The organism is Serinicoccus sp. CNJ-927 (assembly GCF_001942435.1).
Classification (GTDB): Bacteria; Actinomycetota; Actinomycetes; order Actinomycetales; family Dermatophilaceae; genus Ornithinicoccus; species Ornithinicoccus marinus.
The window spans coordinates 303,780-321,540 of sequence record NZ_MKKF01000011.1 but is presented as its reverse complement, the minus strand read 5'-3'; the positions used below and the strand labels follow the sequence as shown (position 1 = coordinate 321,540).

The following is a 17,761-nucleotide window of genomic DNA, read 5'->3' as shown; positions in this document are numbered from 1 at the left end:
AACGACACCCGGGAGAGGTATGCCGGAAGCGGGGTCACGCGAAGAGCGTCGGCACCCAGGTGATCGCCATGACGGCCAGCGTGAGCAGCGGGTAGAGCAGGACGCCGAGCCGGCGGGCCACGGCGCTGCGACGGGGCGCCTCGCCCGGGCCGGTGATCTCGTCCTCCTCCTCCGGGTTGAGCGCGGCCAGCGTGCTCGAGGCCGCGAGGGCCACCACCCCGAGGAGGGCGACCGGCAGGACGGGGAGCGTCGCGACCTCGGCGCGCAGCAGGAGCAGGCAGACCACGAAGACCGCGAACGGCGCGATCATGACGCCCCAGGCCAGCGCGGGCCGGTCCACGACCAGCCGCAGCAGCGCCGTCGGGCGGAGCAGGAGGGCGGCCGTGCAGAGCGCGGTGATCGCCAGGACGGCGAGGTAGCCGGTCGTGATCCGGACCGGGCCGTCGGCCAGCCAGGCCTGGAAGCCGTCCAGGACGAGCAGCATCCCCGCGAGGCCGAGGACCAGCTCGACGACGGTGCGCCGGCCCAGCCGCCACGGCTCCCCCTCCGGCAGCGCACGGGCATACGCGACGGGTTCGCCGAAGGCTCGGCGGCGGGCTCGTCCGCCTCCCGGACGTGGCTCTCGACGGTGGCGAGCTGGTCGCCGATGACACGTGGCGCGACACCGCGCAGGTTTTGCTCGGTGACGAAGGCGCGCACCCACCGGGGCTCTACGTTGGGGGCGAGCCGCTCGGGGTTGGCGGTGGGGCGCTTGGAGGTGGCGTTCATGGCGTGCTCGCTTCCGGCTCGGGGGTGCGGGCGGCCGCATCGGTCAGCCCCCGCGTGACAGTGGTGAAGTCGGCCCAGCGAGCGGCTTGCTCACCGGCGTGATGACGTCCCTGCTCGGTCAGGGCGTAGAACTTGCGGCCGGGTCCGCCCTCGCCGGGGCGCCACTCGACCGCCAGGTGCCCGGCGTCCTCGAGGCGGGCGAGCAGGGGATAGAGGGTGCCCCCCTTGACCGTGCCCAGCCCGGCCTCGCCGAGGCGTTGGGTGATGGCGTAGCCGTAGCTCGGCCCGTCGAGCAGGATGCGCAGCACGCACACCCCGAGCACGCCGCGGAGCCACTCGCCCGGCCACTGATCGCCTTCCATGACTAGATCATGTCTCTGACTAGTCAGTCATGTCAACTAGTCACGTTCTCCACTTGCCGATCGAGCGTCGCTGGTGGACACCCAGAGACCCACCGAGCGTCGCGTGTGGTGGGCAGCGAGGCCGTCGGCAACCACAGGCGACGCTCGGTCGGGCGTGGGGCAACCACGAGCGACGCTCGGTGGTCAGCGGCCGATGAAGCGCGCCTTGCCCGGTCCTTCCTCCACGAAGGAGGTCATGCCGATCTTGCGGTCCTCGGTGGCGAAGACGCCGGCGAACTGCATCGCCTCGATGGCGAGCCCGGTCTCGAGGTCACCGTCCAGGCCGCGGTCGATCGCCTCCTTGGCCGCGCGCAGCGCGAGGGCGGGGCCGCCGACGTAGCCCGAGACCATCTCCCGCGCCACCTGGTATGCCTGCCCCGGCTCCGCGAGCCGGTCTACCAGCCCCATGGCCAGGGCCTCGTCTGCGTCGACCATCCGCCCGCTGAAGACGAGGTCCTTGGCCCTGGCCGGCCCGACGAGCCGCGCCAGCCGCTGGCTCCCCCCGGCCCCGGGGACGACCCCGAGCAGGATCTCCGGCTGCCCGACCTTGGCGTCCGACGCGGCGACCCGGAAGTCGGCGCAGAGCGCGAGCTCGTTGCCGGCGCCGAGGGCATACCCCTCGATCGCGGCGACGACCGGCTTGGGGATGCGCGCGACGGCGGAAAAGCACTCCTGGATGACCGGGGCGCGCCGGACCATGTCCGTGTAGGACATGTCCTGCATCTCCTTGATGTCCGCGCCCGCCGCGAAGACCTTCTCGCCGCCGTAGAGCACGACAGCGGCAACCTCGTCGTCGTCCGCGACGATCCCGGCGGCCTCGCCGAGGGCGTCCTGCACCTCGATGGAGAGCGGGTTCATCTTCGGCCGGTCGACCCGTATGGTCCCGACCCCCTCCTTGACCTCGACCCGGACGAAGTCGCTGGCGGTGGGGACGGTCCTGCTCACGCGTCGTCCCGCGGGGAGCCCTCGCCGGAGGCGTCGGGCGTGTCCTCGCCGACGCCGCCACCGCCCGGCGCGCCCTGACCACCACCGGAACGTCTCTGCGGCCCGACCGACAGCCATGGCCCGACCTCGGTGCCCTCCGGGGCGCCCTCGGGCAGCTCGGGCTCCAGGCCCTGCTCGGCCTGGGACTTGGCGACGACGTTGCGGTGCCACAGCTGCAGCGCCTGCAGCAGCAGGCCGGTCGCGATCTGGATCTTGGGCTTGGGCTTCTCGGCGCGGGCGATGATCTGCTCGACCGCGAGCACCAGGTTGCCGGAGGCGATCCCGGCCTTGACCAGGTTGACACCGAGCGTCACGTCGTTGCAGCCGTTGAGCCGGGTCAGCAGGTCCTCGGGCACGCTGCTCGCGATCTGCCACTGGCCGAAGACGCGCATGATGTCGAACTGCTCGCCCTCGATGACCTTGACGAAGAGCTTCTGGTTCTGCACCTCGAAAGAGACGTCACCGGCCTTGTCGAGGTTGGGCGACATCTGCAGGTCCTGCAGCGCGTCGAGGACCCGCCCGGTCAGCGGGTGCTCCTGCGGCGGGGGCGGGAAGTTGGGCAGCGAGGTCGGATCACTCATGGATCCAACGTAACGGCTCGACCGCGGCCCAGCGCCCCGACCCGGGTCAGCCGACGCCGCACTCGATGCTGAGGTTGTTCTGCACCGTGCTGTAGACCCGGTTCCCGGAGCGGGCCGGCGGGAGCACCGACACCAACGGTGCCGCCAGGCGCGTCCGGTCCTTCTCCCCCTCGACCTGGATGTAGAGGTCCAGCGTGGTCCCGGCCCCGGCGGAGAGCGCGGCGGTCGGGACGCTCACGTCGAAGACGGAGACGCACGGCCGCCCCTCGGGCCGCTCGACACGGCCGGGCGAACCGAGGTCGAGGGTCTCCACGACGTCCCCCCCTCGTCGACGCAGGACCAGGTGGAGCGGCCGGTGCTCTTCCCCGGCCCGTGCACCGTGGACCTCCACGGACAGGCGCAGGCCTCCGAGTCGCCGCCACGTCGCCGAGGCCACGAGCGCCCCCACGAGGGCACGGTCCCGGCTCTCCCGGGCCTCGAGGTCCAGGCCGGCGGCGTCGCCTGCGCGCACCAGTCGCGAGCGGGTGCGGAAGGGCTCGGCCAGCTGGTCCTCGAGGGCCGGCGGGATGTGGACGTCCATGAACCGGCGGTGCGCGGCCAGGAACTTCTCCCGGCGCGCCCTCGGCATCGTCGACCACCGCGCGGGCTGGTAGAACTTCAGGCACTTGCGCCGGTACAGGTCGAGCACGACCCGGTCGGCCCGCGCCGTGTCGGGGTCGTTCTCCCGGATCAGCCGGGCGACCTCACCGATCGACCAGGTGTAGCCGTCGGGGTCGAAGGCCTGGACGCTGATGTTCTGCCCGTCGTCGCGCGAGATCAGGTGGTAGGCGACCTCACCGCCCAGGAAGGAGACACGGTCGGCGAGCAGGTAGGCCCGAGCCAGCATCATCCCGTCCTCGAGCCGCACCTTCTCCTCCGGGAAGGAGAGCCCCTCCCGCTCCAGGAAGGTGCGGCGGAACAACTTCTGCGGCGTCAGGGTGCGGAAGACCTTCTCCAGGTCGGCGTCCACCTGGGTCTGCGCGAACAGGTCCGGGACGTAGCGCCCGACGCCGAGCGAGCGCGGGACCACGACGTCGCTGCCGTGCTCGTCCGCCAGGTCCGCCATCCGACGCAGCGCGTCGGGCGCCATCACGTCGTCGGCGTCGGCGTAGAACACGTACCGCCCCCGGGCGAGCGCGGTGCCCCGGTTGCGCGGGATCCCCGGCCACCCGCTGTTGTCCTGGTGGACGACGCGCAGCTGCCGGTGGGTCGCCGCGAGGTCGTCCAGGAGCTGGGGACCGTCGTCGCTCGAGCCGTCGTCGACAGCGACGACCTCGTAGGCTTCCGGCCCGAGGTCCTGAGCGAGCAGGGAGTCCATCAGCGTCTGCAGGTAGGGCATGGCGTTGTAGACCGGCACGACGACGGAGACCCGGACCGCCTCATCCTGCGGGGGTGCGGACGGTGCCTCGGTGCTCATGCTCGCCTCCTGACGGACGACAGGTTCCCGACGTGCCCGGCGCCGCGGGCGGTCCACGGCTCCACGAGTTGTAGCACAGCGGCCCGAGCCGTGTCCGGGGCTCGTCGGTAGGCGTTGGATAGAGTTTTCCTCCGTCCCGCCACCGGGCCGGACTCTTCGAAGGATGGGTGTTGGTCGACGTGTCAGGTGTCGGTGGACGACGGTTCCTCGGGCTGGCACGAGCAGTCCGTCGGCGTGCCGGGACGACGACCCCGTCCGCCCGCCTGGTGGAGCTGCGTCGTGGACCCCTGGACGACCTGACCCTGGAGATCGTGGTGCAGGCGGGAGGGACCGGCCACCGTGCGATCGCCGAGCTGCGGGCACGGGGCGGGCACGACCTCGTCCCCGTCGCGCTGGACGAGGTCAGCCGCACCGGCGCGACCGTCCACCTGTGCGGGGTCCTGTCCGCGGCCGATCTCGAGCGGCTGGCCACCGGCACCCACGACGTCTCCGTCCTGCTCCTCGCCGGGCTGCGCCGGACCCGGCACGACATCCGGGTGCAGGCCGACCGGTCAGCCGTCCGGGCCTCGCTGCCGCTCGTCGAGCCCTACGTCACCCAGCGGGGCAACCTGAGCCTGCGCCGACGCCCGGGCCGCCTCACGCATCCCCCCGTCACCGGCCCTGCGGCGGCGCAGGTCGACCCTCGCTCCGTCGATCCCTCGCTGGCCTCGCTCGCGCCGGCGCTGGCCGCGCAGCTCAGAGCCACCCTCGGCGCCGCCGACGTCGGCTACCACCTCCCCACGCGGGACGCCGTCTGCTTCGAGCACCTCGTCCCCGGGCTGGATGTCAGCCTGGAGGTCGCCCGGGCCGAGGCGGGCTGGGAGATCACCGCGCGGCCGCGCGGCCGGACCTCCGCCCGCTTCCTGCGCAACACGCTCGTGGGTGAGGCGCGGATGGTGCGACGCCACGGGGTCGAGCTGCACCACGTGGCACGCCTCCCCGAGGGGCCCTCGGACGCGGCCCGGGCCGCACAGGGGCTCACCGCGCTGATCGACCGCTTCCGGCTCTTCCTCGACGCCGGCCCCCGGCCCGAGGAGTCCGGTCTCGTCCCCACGCAGTGGTGGGACGCCAAACCCAACTTCGGCGACGTCCTGGGACCCCTCATCGTCCAGAGCCTCACCGGGCGACCCGCGATCAACGTGCGCTCGTTCCCCTCCGAGGACCCGGGCCTGTTCACGGTCGGCTCCATCGCCGCGCACCTCGAGCGACCCGGGGCACGCATCTGGGGATCGGGTCTCATCGGGGGCCTGTCGCCCACCAAGGTCGCCCACCTCGCCGAGCGGGCGCCCCGGGAGGTCCACGCCGTGCGCGGCCGGCTCACCCGAGAGGCCCTGGGCCGGGACCTCGGCTGGAGCGTCCCGGAGGTCTACGGCGACCCGGCTCTCCTCCTCCCCCGGTGGTACGCCCCCAGGCCGTCGTCGCACACCCGCGACCGGATCGCCCTGGTGCCGCACTACATGCACCTCGACCTGCTCCCGCCGCAGCTGCCCGACGACGTGGTGGTCGTGGACGTGCGCCAGGGGCCGGAGGAGGTGGTGGACCAGATCGCGAGCGCGCGAGCCTGCATCTCGTCCTCGCTGCACGGGCTCGTCGTCGCCCAGGCCTACGAGGTGCCGTGGACCTGGCTGCGGATCGGGGAGAAGAAGCTGCACGGCGACACCTTCAAGTTCGAGGACTTCTTCACCACGCTGGACCGTGAGGCGGTCCAGCTGCTGGACCTCGAGGCCCCCGCGCTCCAAGACCAGCCCTGGGGCGCTCTCGCCGCCCACGCCCGGGTTCCCGCCCCCCGTTTCGACGCCGACCGGCTCGTCTCCGCCTTCCCCGCGGTCTGACGCATGGCCGCCCTGGTCCGCCCGCGCCGCAGCATCGAGCGCCCGCCCCCGCTCGGCCTGACCCGCACCGACGCCGGGCCCGAGGTCGCGGTGCTCGCCCGCCACGCGAGCGCGGTCGAGGTATGCCTGTCCACCCCCTCCGGCGAGCGCCGGATCCCGTTGCGCCGCAACGCCCACGGGATCTGGTGGGACGTCGTGCCCGAGCTGGTGGCGGGAGCCCACTACGGCTTCCGCGTGCACGGCCCGTGGGCGCCGGACGAGGGCCACCGGCACAACCCCGCCAAGCTGCTGCTCGACCCCTACGCCCACGCCGTGGACGGCGAGGTCGCCTGGGCGCCCGAGGTCTACGGCCACGTCGTCGGCGGTGACGGCTGGACCGACCCGGAGACGCCCGACGACCGCGACTCCGCCGCCCACGTCCCGCGCTCCGTCGTGGTCGACCAGAACGTCTTCGACTGGGGCCAGGACACCCGCCCAGACGTGCCCTGGACCGAGATGGTGCTCTACGAGGCGCACGTGCGCGGGCTCACGATGCGGCACCCGGGCATACCGGAGAAGATCCGCGGCACCTATGCCGCGCTCGGCCACCCGGCGCTGGTCGAGCACCTCACGAGCCTCGGCGTGACCAGCCTGGAGCTCCTGCCGATCCAGGCCTTCACCTCCGAGCCGGCCCTGGTGCGCCGGGGCCTAGCCAACTACTGGGGCTACAACTCCCTCGGCTTCTTCGCCCCGCACGCGGGGTATGCCGCGGCCACCGACCCCCAGGGCGTGGTCGACGAGGTGAAGGGCGCGGTGCGGGCGCTGCACGCGGCCGGCATCGAGGTCATCCTGGACGTCGTCTACAACCACACCGCGGAGCAGTCGTCCTGGGACGGCCCCACGCTGTCCTTCCGTGGCCTGGACAACCGCACCTACTACCGCCTCGACGACCGCGGCCGGGACATCGACGTCACCGGCTGCGGCAACACGCTGGACCTGCGGGACCCGCAGGTGGCACGCATGGTGCTGGACTCGCTGCGCCACTGGGTGGAGGACTTCCACGTCGACGGCTTCCGCTTCGACCTCGCCCCGGCGCTGGCGCGCGGGCGCGACGACGCCTACGACCGCGAGCACGCCTTCCACGTCGCGCTCGAGGCCGACCCGGTGCTCAGCCGGGTCAAGCTCATCGCCGAGCCGTGGGACGTGGGCGTCCACGGGTGGCGCACGGGGCAGTTCCCGGCCGTCTTCTCCGAGTGGAACGACCGCTTCCGCGACACGGCGCGCACCTTCTGGCTGGCCGACGTGGGCCGGCGGCTGCACGGGCACCACGGCCACGGGGTCCGCGAGCTGGCCACCCGGATCGCCGGCTCGGCGGACCTCTTCGCCGGCGACGGCCGGGGCCCCATCGCCTCGGTCAACCTCGTCACGGCGCACGACGGCTACACCCTCGCCGACCTCACGGCCTACGAGCACAAGCACAACCACGCCAACGGCGAGGACAACCGGGACGGGCACGGCGACAACCGCTCCTGGAACCACGGCGTCGAGGGCCCAACGGACGACCCGGAGGTGCAGCGGCACCGGCGCCGCTCGATCCGCAACCTGCTGGGCACGTTGCTGCTCTCCCCGGGTGTCCCCATGCTCGTCGCCGGAGACGAGCTCGGCCGGACGCAGCAGGGCAACAACAACGCCTACTGCCAGGACAACGAGCTCACCTGGGTGAACTGGGACCTCGAGGAGTGGCAGACCGCGCTGCTCGCGGACACCACGGCGCTCCTGCGGCTGCGCCGTGAGCTGGCGCTGCTGCGGGGCCCGGAGTTTGCCCGCTACGACGCCGCGCCCGGCCGGACCCGGCTGCGCTGGTTCGACGAGCAGGGCGAGGTCATGGCCGAGGACCGGTGGAACGACCCGCACCGCTGCACCCTCACGGTCGTGCACGACACGCTGCACCACCACGAGCCCGTGGCGGTGGCGCTGCTGCTGCACGCCGGAACCGGACGCACCACGATCGCGCTGCCCGACCTCGGCGGCGTGACGGGGTGGGACGTGCGCTTCTCCAGCGAAGGCGCCGGACACGGGGCGGGCCCGGTCCCGTCCGGGGGCGTCGTCGAGGTCGGCGCGACGAGCCTGACCGTCCTCACCGCCCACGTCGCCACGCGCGGACCGGGCGAGACGAGCGGACCGGGCGAGACGAGCGGACCGGGCGACCAGGGCGACCCCGGGTATGCCTAGGCCACGACGCGTCGCGATCGTCGGCGGCGGCATCGCCGGCCTGACCCTGGCCGCCGCCCTGCCCTCCTCCGTCGAGGTGACCCTGCACGAGGCGCAGCCGGAGCGAGCCACCGGCGCCGCCCTCGGGCTGTGGCCCGCCGCCGTGCGCGCCCTGGGCCGGGTGGGCGTGGACCTGCCTCCTCCTGCCCCGCCCGGCCGGGCCGGGTTGTTCGACGTCGACGGTCGCCGCCGGCTGCACCTGGCCACGCCGGCGCTCACCCTGCTGGAACGGCCCGACCTGATGGCCGCGCTGCAGGCGGCCGTCCCCGCCCGCGTGACGAGGGTGCACCAGGAGGTGGAGGACCCGACTGCTCTGGACGCCGACCTGGTCGTCGGCGCCGACGGTGTGCGCAGCCAGGTCCGCGGGCTGGTGCAGCGGGCCGACCGGGTCGCGACCCCCTGGGTCGCGTTGCGCGGCCTGGCCGGGCCGGCCGACCCGGCGGAGGTCGGCGAGTACTGGGGACCGGACCGCCTCTTCGGGCTGGTGCCGCTCGACGCGCGTCGGTCCTACTGGTTCACCACCCACCGCAGCGACCTGGGGCCCGAGCCGCTCGAGGTGCCCGAGGTGCTGGCGCAGGCGAGGACCCGCTTCGGCGGCGACTGCGCGACGATCCGGCGCCGCCTGGAGACCGCCGACGACCGGATCCTGGCGACCCGCATCTGGACCGTCCCCGCTCTGCGCCGGTATGCCCGGGAGCGCTACGTCGTGGTCGGTGACGCGGCGCACGCCAGCACACCCAACCTCGGCCGCGGCGCCACCGACGCCGTGCTCGACGCGACCAGCCTGGCGGCCACGCTGACCGGTCACGGGTCGCTGCTGCGCTGGCAGGCCGCACGGCTCCCGGCCACCCGCGCGAGCGCGCTCGGGGCCGCCGCGCTGATGCGCCTGGCCACCCGCCCGCGGACCCGCCCACGACCCGCTCGGGAGGGTGGGTGACCGCGCGTGGTTTCCCGGACGGAAGCCGGGTAGGTTTGGCCAGGTGACCGAGCACTCGACCGCGACCGCCCAGTCCCGTCCCGACGCCCCGGCGTCCGCCTCCCCCGGCATCGACCGCTCCGCCCTGGCCAGGTTCGGCCAGGAGCCGCTCGGCCGCATCCCGGTCCTCGACGTCGAGCCGGTCGTGGACGGCGGGCGGCGTCCGACCAAGGCCGTCACCGGTGAGGTCTTCACCGTCACCGCGACCGTCTTCCGCGAGGGTCACGACGCGGTCAACGCCACCGTGGTCCTCGTCGACCCCGACGGCGGCGAGCACCACGTGCCGATGACCTGCACCAACCCGGGGCTCTCGCACTGGCAGGCGCAGGTGTATGCCGACCGCGAGGGCGTCTGGCAGTTCCGGGTCGAGGGATGGTCCGACCCCTACGCCACCTGGGAGCACGACGGCACGATCAAGGTCGAGGCGGGCGTGGACGTCGAGCTCATGCTCGAGGAGGGCGCGCGCGTCCTGGAGCGCTCGCTGGACGCCGACGAGCACACCGAGGTGGACCGCGAGGTGCTCGAGCACGCGGCCGACACCCTGCGCCGCGGCGCGTTACCCGTGGCAGAGCGGCTGCACGCCGGCACCTCCCCCGAGGTCGAGGCCGTGCTCGCCCGCACGCCGCTGCGCGAGCTGGTCAGCCCCTCCCCGTCCTACACCCTCCTCGTGGAGCGTCCGCTCGCCCTGACCGGCGCGTGGTACGAGATCTTCCCCCGCTCCGAGGGCGCCACCCAGGACCCGGACACCGGGCTGTGGACCAGCGGCACCTTCGGGACCGCCCAGGAGCGGCTGCCGGCGATCGCCGACATGGGCTTCGACGTCGTCTACCTCACGCCGGTCCACCCGATCGGCTCGACGAACAAGAAGGGCAAGAACAACACCCTCGACGCCGACGAGCACGACCCCGGCTCGCCCTACGCCATCGGCGCCGCCGAGGGGGGCCACGACGCGCTGCACCCGGACCTGGGCGACTTCGACGACTTCGACGCCTTCGTCGCCCGTGCCGAGGAGCTCGGGCTCGAGGTCGCGATGGACATCGCGCTGCAGGCCTCCCCCGACCACCCGTGGGCCACCAGCCACCCGGAGTTCTTCCAGATCCGGGCGGACGGCTCGATCGCCTACGCGGAGAACCCGCCCAAGAAGTACCAGGACATCTACCCCGTCTTCTTCGACAACACCCCGGACGCGGTGTATGCCGAGATCCGGCGCGTCGTGCAGGTGTGGATCGACCACGGCGTGCGGATCTTCCGGGTCGACAACCCGCATACCAAGCCGGTCAACTTCTGGCAGTGGCTCATCGCCGATGTGGCCCAGGACCACCCGGAGGTCATCTGGCTGGCCGAGGCCTTCACCAAGCCGATGATGATGCGCACCCTGGCCAAGGTGGGCTTCCAGCAGTCCTACACCTATTACGCCTGGCGCAGCACCGCCGCCGAGCTGCGTGACTACGTGACCGAGCTGGCGACCGAGACCGCGCCCTACATGCGCCCCTCGTTCTGGCCGACGACGCACGACATCCTCACGCCCTACATGAGCAACGGCGGGGTGACCGCCCACCTCGTCCGCTCCGCGCTGGCCGCCACGCTGGTGCCGACCTACGGCATCTACGCCGGCTTCGAGCACGTCGAGGACGTCCCGCGCCCCGGCGCCGAGGAGCACGTCGACAACGAGAAGTACGAGTACAAGGACCGTCGCTGGGACGAGCCTGCCGACGGCCGCCCGGACCTGTCCGGCTGGCTGACGATGCTCAACCGGATCCGGCGCGAGCACCCGAGCCTGCACTGGCTGCGCAACGTCACCTTCCACCAGGCCGAGGACGAGAACCTGCTGGTCTTCTCCAAGCACGGCGGTGGTGCCGCGGACGGCTCGGCACAGGACACGGTCCTCGTCGTCGCCAACCTCGACCCCTACACCGTCCGCGGCTCCCGGCTGCACCTCGACCTGCCCGCGCTCGGGCTGAGCTGGGGCGACCACTTCCGCGCCCACGACCTGGTCACCGGCGCGACGTGGGAGTGGGACGACGCGCCCTACGTCGAGCTCGGCCCGGGCTACGGGCACGAGCCGGTGCACATCATCCACGTGACGACGGTCTGAGAGGAGCACGATGCGCGGGCTGAACCTGCACCAGCCGGGGCTGCGGAACGACCCGGACTGGTTCCGCAAGGCGGTCTTCTACGAGGTCCTCGTGCGGGCCTTCGACGACTCGACCGGCTCCGGCTCCGGCGACTTCAGCGGGCTGATGAACCGGCTGGACTACCTGCAGTGGCTGGGGGTCGACTGCCTGTGGATCCCGCCGTTCTACGCCTCGCCGCTGCGGGACGGCGGCTACGACGTGGCGGACTACACCGCGGTCCTGCCCGAGTTCGGCACCCTGCCCGACTTCCGCGAGCTCATCAGCCAGGCGCACGCCCGCGGCATCCGGATCATCACCGACCTGGTGATGAACCACACCTCTGACCAGCACCCCTGGTTCCAGGCCAGCCGGTCCGACCCCGAGGGACCCTACGGCGACTTCTACGTCTGGTCCGACACCGACGAGGCGTATGCCGACGCCCGGATCATCTTCGTCGACACCGAGACCTCCAACTGGACCTTCGACCCGGTGCGGCGCCAGTTCTTCTGGCACCGCTTCTTCTCCCACCAGCCCGACCTCAACTTCGAGAACGAGGCCGTGCGCGAGGCGATGTTCGACGTCGTGCGCTTCTGGATGGACCTGGGGATCGACGGCTTCCGGCTCGACGCCGTGCCCTACCTCTTCGAGGAGGAGGGCACCAACTGCGAGAACCTCCCCCGCACCCACGAGTTCCTCGCCGCGCTGCGGGCCATGGTGGACGAGGAGTACCCCGGCCGGGTGCTGCTCGCGGAGGCCAACCAGATGCCGGCCGAGGTCGTGGACTACTACGGCACGCCCGAGGCGCCGGAGTGCCACATGTGCTTCCACTTCCCGGTGATGCCGCGGCTCTACTACTCACTGCGCGAGGAGAAGGCCGAGCCCGTCATCCGGGTGATGGAGGAGACCCCCGCGATCCCCGCCGGCACCCAGTGGGGCACCTTCCTGCGCAACCACGACGAGCTGACCCTGGAGATGGTCTCCGGGGAGGAGCGCTCGGCGATGTACGGCTGGTACGCCCCCGACCCGCGGATGCGCGCCAACGTCGGCATCCGGCGTCGGCTGGCGCCGCTGCTCGACAACTCCCGCGAGGAGATCGAGCTCATCAACGCGCTCCTGCTCTCGCTGCCCGGGTCGCCCTGCCTCTACTACGGCGACGAGATCGGCATGGGGGACAACATCTGGCTCGAGGACCGTGACGCGGTGCGCACGCCGATGCAGTGGACCCCGGACCGCAACGCCGGTTTCTCCACCGCCGACCCCGGCAAGCTCTACCTCCCGGTCATCAGCTCGCTCGTCTACCACCACAACGGGGTCAACGTCGAGGCCCAGATGGCCAGCGGCTCCTCGCTGCTGCACTGGACCCGGGGCATGCTCCAGGTCCGCGCCGCGCACGAGGTCTTCGGCACCGGCGACTACCTGCCCTGCGAGGCGGACAACGACGCCGTCCTCGCCTTCGCGCGGGCCCTGCCGGAGAGCGAGGACGCCGACGACGAGGAGCGCGAGGGCCACCCGGCGGTGCTCTGCGTCAACAACCTCTCCTCGCGGCCGCAGGCCACGACGATCACGCTGCCCGAGCGGCTCCGGGGCTCCGACGTCCGTGACCTCTTCGGGGGGCTGAACTTCCCCGACGTCGCCGTGGACGGCACGATCACCCTCACGCTGGGGTCGCGCGGCTTCTTCTGGCTGGGGCTGCGCCCGCCGGCACCCCCGGCACCGGCAGCCGCTGCTGCCACGCCCGAGACGTCTACCCCGGAGGGGACCTGATGGCCACGCTGACGCCGACGTTCGAGGACTTCCTGCCCGCCTGGGTGGCCCGGCAGCGGTGGTACCGCGGCAAGCGCGCCGGTGCGCCGGCGCTGCGGCGCGTGTCGAGCATCCGCTGGCAGGACCCGTTCGGCGAGGTGGGCATCGACGACCACCTCCTCGTCGACGAGTCCGGCCCCGAGCCCGTCGTCTACCAGGTGCCCCTCACCTACCGCGCCGAGACGGTGCCCTTCCTCGAGCACGCGCTCGTCGCGACGGCCGAGCACAGCGAGCTCGGGACGCGCTACATCTACGACGCGACCCACGACCCGGTCTTCGCCGACGTGCTGCTGCGCGAGATGTATGCCGAGCACGAGGTCCCCGCCGCGCACGCGCGACGCCTCGCGCCGGAGGGTCCCGTCCCGGCGCTGGCGAGCTCCCGGGTGCTCACCGGCGAGCAGTCCAACACCTCGATCATCGTCGACATGCACGGCGAGGACCTGCCGGTCATCATCAAGCTGTTCCGGGTGCTCGCCGAGGGGGACAACCCGGACGTGTCCGTCCAGACCGCGGTGAGCCGTGGCGGGTCGCGACAGGTGCCCGACCCGGTCGGCTCGATCGAGGGTCGCTGGGTCGCTCCCGGCGGCGGCGAGGCGCACGGCCACCTCGCCTTCGCCCAGGAGTTCCTGCCCGGCACCGAGGACGCCTGGCGGCGCGCGCTCGTCGCCGCCGGGGCGGACCGGGACTTCACCGAGAGTGCCCGCTCGCTGGGCGCCGCCACGGCCGCCGTGCACGCGGTGCTGCGGGACGCCTTCGGCACCCGGCCCGCCGCGGACCGCCGCTCCACCCTGGTCGCGCAGATGCGGACCCGCGCCGAGCAGGCCTTCCGGGACGCGCCGGAGCTCTCGGCCTACCGGGAGCCGGTGCTCAAGGTGTATGCCGAGCTGGAGTCCTCCGACCTGCCCGACCTGCAGCGGATCCACGGCGACTACCACCTCGGTCAGGTGCTCGACGCCCCCGACCGCGGCTGGGTGCTGCTGGACTTCGAGGGCGAGCCGCTGCGCCCGCTCGCCGAGCGCACCGAGCCCGACCTCGCGCTGCGCGACGTGGCGGGCATGCTGCGCTCCTTCGACTACGCCGCCGCCTCCGCCGCCGCCTCGGGGGCGGGGGACCGCGGCTCGTGGGCCACCGCCGCCCGCGAGTCCTTCCTCGACGGCTACGCCACCGGTTCCGGGGAGGACCGCCGCGAGGAGCTCCCTGCGCTGCTGGCCGCGCTGGAGCTCGACAAGGCGCTCTACGAGGTCAGCTACGAGGCGCAGAACCGGCCCGACTGGGTCGCCATCCCGGTCGCTGCGGTGCGCCGGCTCCTCGGCGAGCCGGCCGCGGACGGGCGCCACCGCGGTGCCCCCACCGTGCCCGCCTCACCCGCGGCTGCGGCGGCCGCGGCAGCCCCCACCACCGACGCGACCGCCGGCGCAGCTGCAGCAGGCACCGCCACCGTCCCCGCCGACGGTGCGACGAAGGAGACCTCCGTGAGCACGAGCGACACACCCCCCGCCCCCACCTCGGGTGTCACCGACGAGGCCACGTCCGGGCCGGAAACCCCCTCTGCCCGACCCGAGTCGGACGCACAGGATGTCCGCTCCGAGCCGGACGGCACCGGCGACGACTACGGCGCCTCGCTCATCGAGGTCGAGCGGCACGACGGTCCGCTCTCCCACCCGCCGACCGGTGACCGGCGCGCGGCCAGCGGCTCCGCCCCGGTGTCGGCCTCCGGCCGGGGCGCGAGCGGCGGTTACCCGCACGCCCCGGTGCCGCCGCCCGAGGACATGCAGGTCGGCGCGCTGCCCCCCGGGCGACGCACCGGCGAGGAGGTCGAGCTCGCCCCGCGCCCCGGCCGCTCGGCCAGCGGCTGGTCCGGCGAGCCCCAGGGGGACCCGGAGGTGCTGCGTGCCGCGGCCTGGGACGAGGCGAGCGGGTCCGAGCGGGTCGTCACCTCCCGGCCGGGTGACCGCCGGCCGCTGGACGAGCCTGCCGGCCCGGCGGCGCCGCACACGCGTCCGCTGGACCTGGACGAGGCGGCCGACGTGGTGGACGGGCTGCACCGCACCCCGCAGGCGCTGCTGGGCGCGCACGCCTTCGAGGGTCACGTGACCGTCCGGACGCTCCAGCCGGAGGCCACTGGCGTCGAGGTGCTGCTCCCGGGCGGCGCGACGGTGACCATGACCCACGAGACCGGGGGCATCTGGGTCGCTGTCCTGGACCGCGAGAGCGTCCCCGCCTACCGGCTCAAGGTGTCCACGGACACCGGCGCGCACGTCGTCGACGAGGCATACCGGCACGGGCCCAGCCTCGGGCAGACCGACCTGCACCTCATCGGCGAGGGTCGCCACGAGGAGCTGTGGCGGGCCCTAGGCTCGCACGTCATGACGGTGCGCGACGAGCTCGGCGAGGTCACCGGCACCCGCTTCGCCGTGTGGGCGCCGCACGCCGAGGCGGTGCACGTCGTCGGCGACTTCAACGGCTGGAACGGCGCCACCCACGCGCTGCGCGCGCACGACGACGTCGGCGTCTGGGAGCTCTTCGTGCCCGGGGTGCGCGAGGGTGCGCACTACAAGTACGACATCACCGGCCCGGACGGCGTGCGCCGCGCCAAGGCCGACCCGATGGCGCGGGCCAGCGAGGTCCCGCCCTTCACCAACTCGGTCGTCACGGTGAGCACCCACCGCTGGGGCGACGGCGAGTGGATGGCGGCCCGCGCCGCGGGTGACATCCACCACGGCCCGATGAGCGTCTACGAGGTGCACCTCGGCAGCTGGCGGCAGGGCCTGGGCTACACCGAGATCGCCGACCAGCTGGTGCCCTACGTCGCCGAGATGGGCTTCACCCACGTCGAGCTCATGCCGGTCATGCAGCACCCCTACGGCGGCTCGTGGGGCTACCACGTCACCGGCTACTACGCCGCGGACAGCCGGTTCGGCCACGAGGACGGGCTGCGCTACCTCGTCGACCGGCTGCACCAGGCCGGGGTCGGGGTCATCCTCGACTGGGTCCCGGGGCACTTCGCCACCGACCCGTGGGCGCTGGCGCGCTTCGACGGCACCCCGATCTACGAGCACCCGGACCCGCGCAAGGGCTGGCACCCGGAGTGGGGCTCCTACATCTTCGACTTCGGCCGGCCCGAGGTGCGCAACTTCCTCGTCGCCAACGCGACCTACTGGCTGGAGGAGTTCCACGCCGACGGCCTCCGGGTCGACGGCGTCGCCTCGATGCTCTACCTGGACTACTCCCGAGACGAGGGCCAGTGGCTCCCGAACCGGCACGGGGGCCGGGAGAACCTCGAGGCCGTGGCGCTGCTGCAGGAGGCCAACGCGACGGCATACCGGCGCTCCCCCGGGGTGGTGATGATCGCCGAGGAGAGCACCTCCTGGCCCGGCGTGACCGCCCCGACCGACGAGGGCGGGCTCGGCTTCGGCTTCAAGTGGAACATGGGCTGGATGCACGACACGCTCGGCTACCTCGGTGCCTCCCCGTTCACCCGGGCGCACCAGCACCACGCGCTGACCTTCTCGCTCGTCTACGCCTTCGGGGAGAAGTACATCCTGCCGATCAGCCACGACGAGGTCGTGCACGGCAAGGGCTCGCTGGTCCGCAAGATGTCCGGTGACGCGTGGCAGAAGTTCGCCACCACCCGAGCCTTCCTCGCCTACCAGTGGAGCCACCCGGGCAAGCAGCTGCTCTTCATGGGCTCGGAGTTCGCCCAGGCCCGGGAGTGGGCCGACGGTGGCTCGCTGAGCTGGGAGCTCACCGAGCAGCCCGAGCACGCGGGGGTCCAGGCGCTGGTCCGCGACCTCAACCGGCTGTATGCCGAGCTGCCGGCGCTGTGGCAGATCGACCACCACGAGCACGGCTTCAGCTGGCTGGACGCCAACGACGCCGGTCGCAACCTGTACTCCTACCTGCGCTGGGGCAACGAGGGCGAGGACGGGCTGCGGTCGGTCGTCGCGGTCGTCGTCAACTTCAGCGGGATCCCGCACCACCAGGTGCACGTCGGGCTGCCCTACGGCGGCCGGTGGCGCGAGGTCCTCAACACCGACGCCGAGGTCTACGGCGGCTCCGGCCAGGGCAACCTGGGCGCGGTCGAGGCGGTCGACCACGGCCACCAGGGCCAGCCCTTCTCCGCGCTGGTCACCGTGCCGCCGCTGGGCGCCGTCTGGCTGGTGCCCGACCCGCTGACCGAGGAGGAGCAAGCGGAGCGGGACGAGCAGCAGCGCGTGGCAGCAGGTGCGGGCGACGAGGCGGAGGCCTCGGACGAGGCCGAGGCGACCGGGAGCGACGGGCGACCGGCCACGGCGACCGACGCCGGCACCGGCGAGCTGGGTGACGGCTCGACCGAGGAGCTGGCGCACGACGAGCTGCCCGCGGACCACCCCTTCGTCACCGAGGGTGGCCAGCCGATCGACCACGAGGAGCGCACCACGGTCGCGACGCTGGACGACGGCGAGGGCGACACGGGGGCGGACCAGACCGACTTCTCACGCTTCGGCGTGCGGCGCCGGGAGGACGGCGCGCCTGCGCCAGGAGCAGACACCGGGAACGACTGAGAGGGAGAGCGCC

General features: G+C 73.0%; 11 protein-coding genes. 6 read left to right on the top strand and 5 right to left on the bottom strand.

All coding sequences use genetic code 11. From position 1 onward, the window contains the following. Positions 1–34: 34 nt before the first annotated feature. From BJF86_RS05465 to BJF86_RS05445, 5 genes are all read right to left on the bottom strand, one after another. Positions 35–484, bottom strand: coding sequence for a hypothetical protein (locus BJF86_RS05465; protein ID WP_075817250.1), 450 nt, complete (start codon positions 482–484; stop codon positions 35–37). A gap of 280 nt (positions 485–764) precedes the next feature. Then, positions 765–1,130 carry a PadR family transcriptional regulator gene (locus tag BJF86_RS05460; RefSeq protein WP_075810863.1) on the bottom strand — a complete coding sequence of 122 codons (366 nt, stop codon included), beginning with the start codon at positions 1,128–1,130 and terminating at the stop codon, positions 765–767. 183 nt (positions 1,131–1,313) lie between these two features. Then, positions 1,314–2,114 carry an enoyl-CoA hydratase/isomerase family protein gene (locus BJF86_RS05455; protein WP_075817249.1) on the bottom strand — a complete coding sequence of 267 codons (801 nt, stop codon included), beginning with the start codon at positions 2,112–2,114 and terminating at the stop codon, positions 1,314–1,316. Beyond that, entirely contained in the window at positions 2,111–2,734 is a 624-nt protein-coding gene (locus BJF86_RS18725; RefSeq protein ID WP_075817248.1) for a hypothetical protein, read from the bottom strand. Before BJF86_RS18725 ends, BJF86_RS05455 begins: the two co-directional genes overlap by 4 nt. 46 nt (positions 2,735–2,780) lie before the next feature. After that, complete coding sequence (locus BJF86_RS05445; RefSeq protein ID WP_075817247.1) at positions 2,781–4,190, bottom strand: glycosyltransferase family 2 protein; 1,410 nt, start codon at positions 4,188–4,190, stop codon at positions 2,781–2,783. 179 nt (positions 4,191–4,369) lie between these two features. Between BJF86_RS05445 and BJF86_RS05440 the strand changes: the two genes are divergently transcribed. From BJF86_RS05440 to glgB, 6 genes are read left to right on the top strand one after another with little or no spacing between them, the layout of a single operon-like run. Then, the gene (locus tag BJF86_RS05440; RefSeq protein ID WP_237768102.1) at positions 4,370–6,061 is read left to right on the top strand and encodes a polysaccharide pyruvyl transferase family protein; all 1,692 of its coding nucleotides are present in this window, start codon (positions 4,370–4,372) and stop codon (positions 6,059–6,061) included. Between the two features lie 3 nt (positions 6,062–6,064). After that, positions 6,065–8,272: a glycogen debranching protein GlgX gene (glgX, locus tag BJF86_RS05435; RefSeq protein WP_083652730.1), complete on the top strand. Its 2,208-nt coding sequence runs from the start codon at positions 6,065–6,067 to the stop codon at positions 8,270–8,272. Then, positions 8,265–9,248, top strand: coding sequence for an FAD-dependent oxidoreductase (locus BJF86_RS05430; protein ID WP_075817245.1), 984 nt, complete (start codon positions 8,265–8,267; stop codon positions 9,246–9,248). Before glgX ends, BJF86_RS05430 begins: the two co-directional genes overlap by 8 nt. Positions 9,249–9,291: 43 nt before the next feature. Further along, positions 9,292–11,382 (top strand): maltotransferase domain-containing protein, encoded by a 2,091-nt coding sequence (locus BJF86_RS05425; RefSeq protein ID WP_083652729.1) that lies wholly within the window; start codon positions 9,292–9,294, stop codon positions 11,380–11,382. 10 nt (positions 11,383–11,392) lie between these two features. After that, complete coding sequence (gene treS / locus BJF86_RS05420) at positions 11,393–13,165, top strand: maltose alpha-D-glucosyltransferase (protein WP_075817244.1); 1,773 nt, start codon at positions 11,393–11,395, stop codon at positions 13,163–13,165. Then, entirely contained in the window at positions 13,165–17,748 is a 4,584-nt protein-coding gene (gene glgB / locus BJF86_RS17880) for a 1,4-alpha-glucan branching protein GlgB (protein WP_075817243.1), read from the top strand. Before treS ends, glgB begins: the two co-directional genes overlap by 1 nt. Positions 17,749–17,761: the final 13 nt, after the last annotated feature.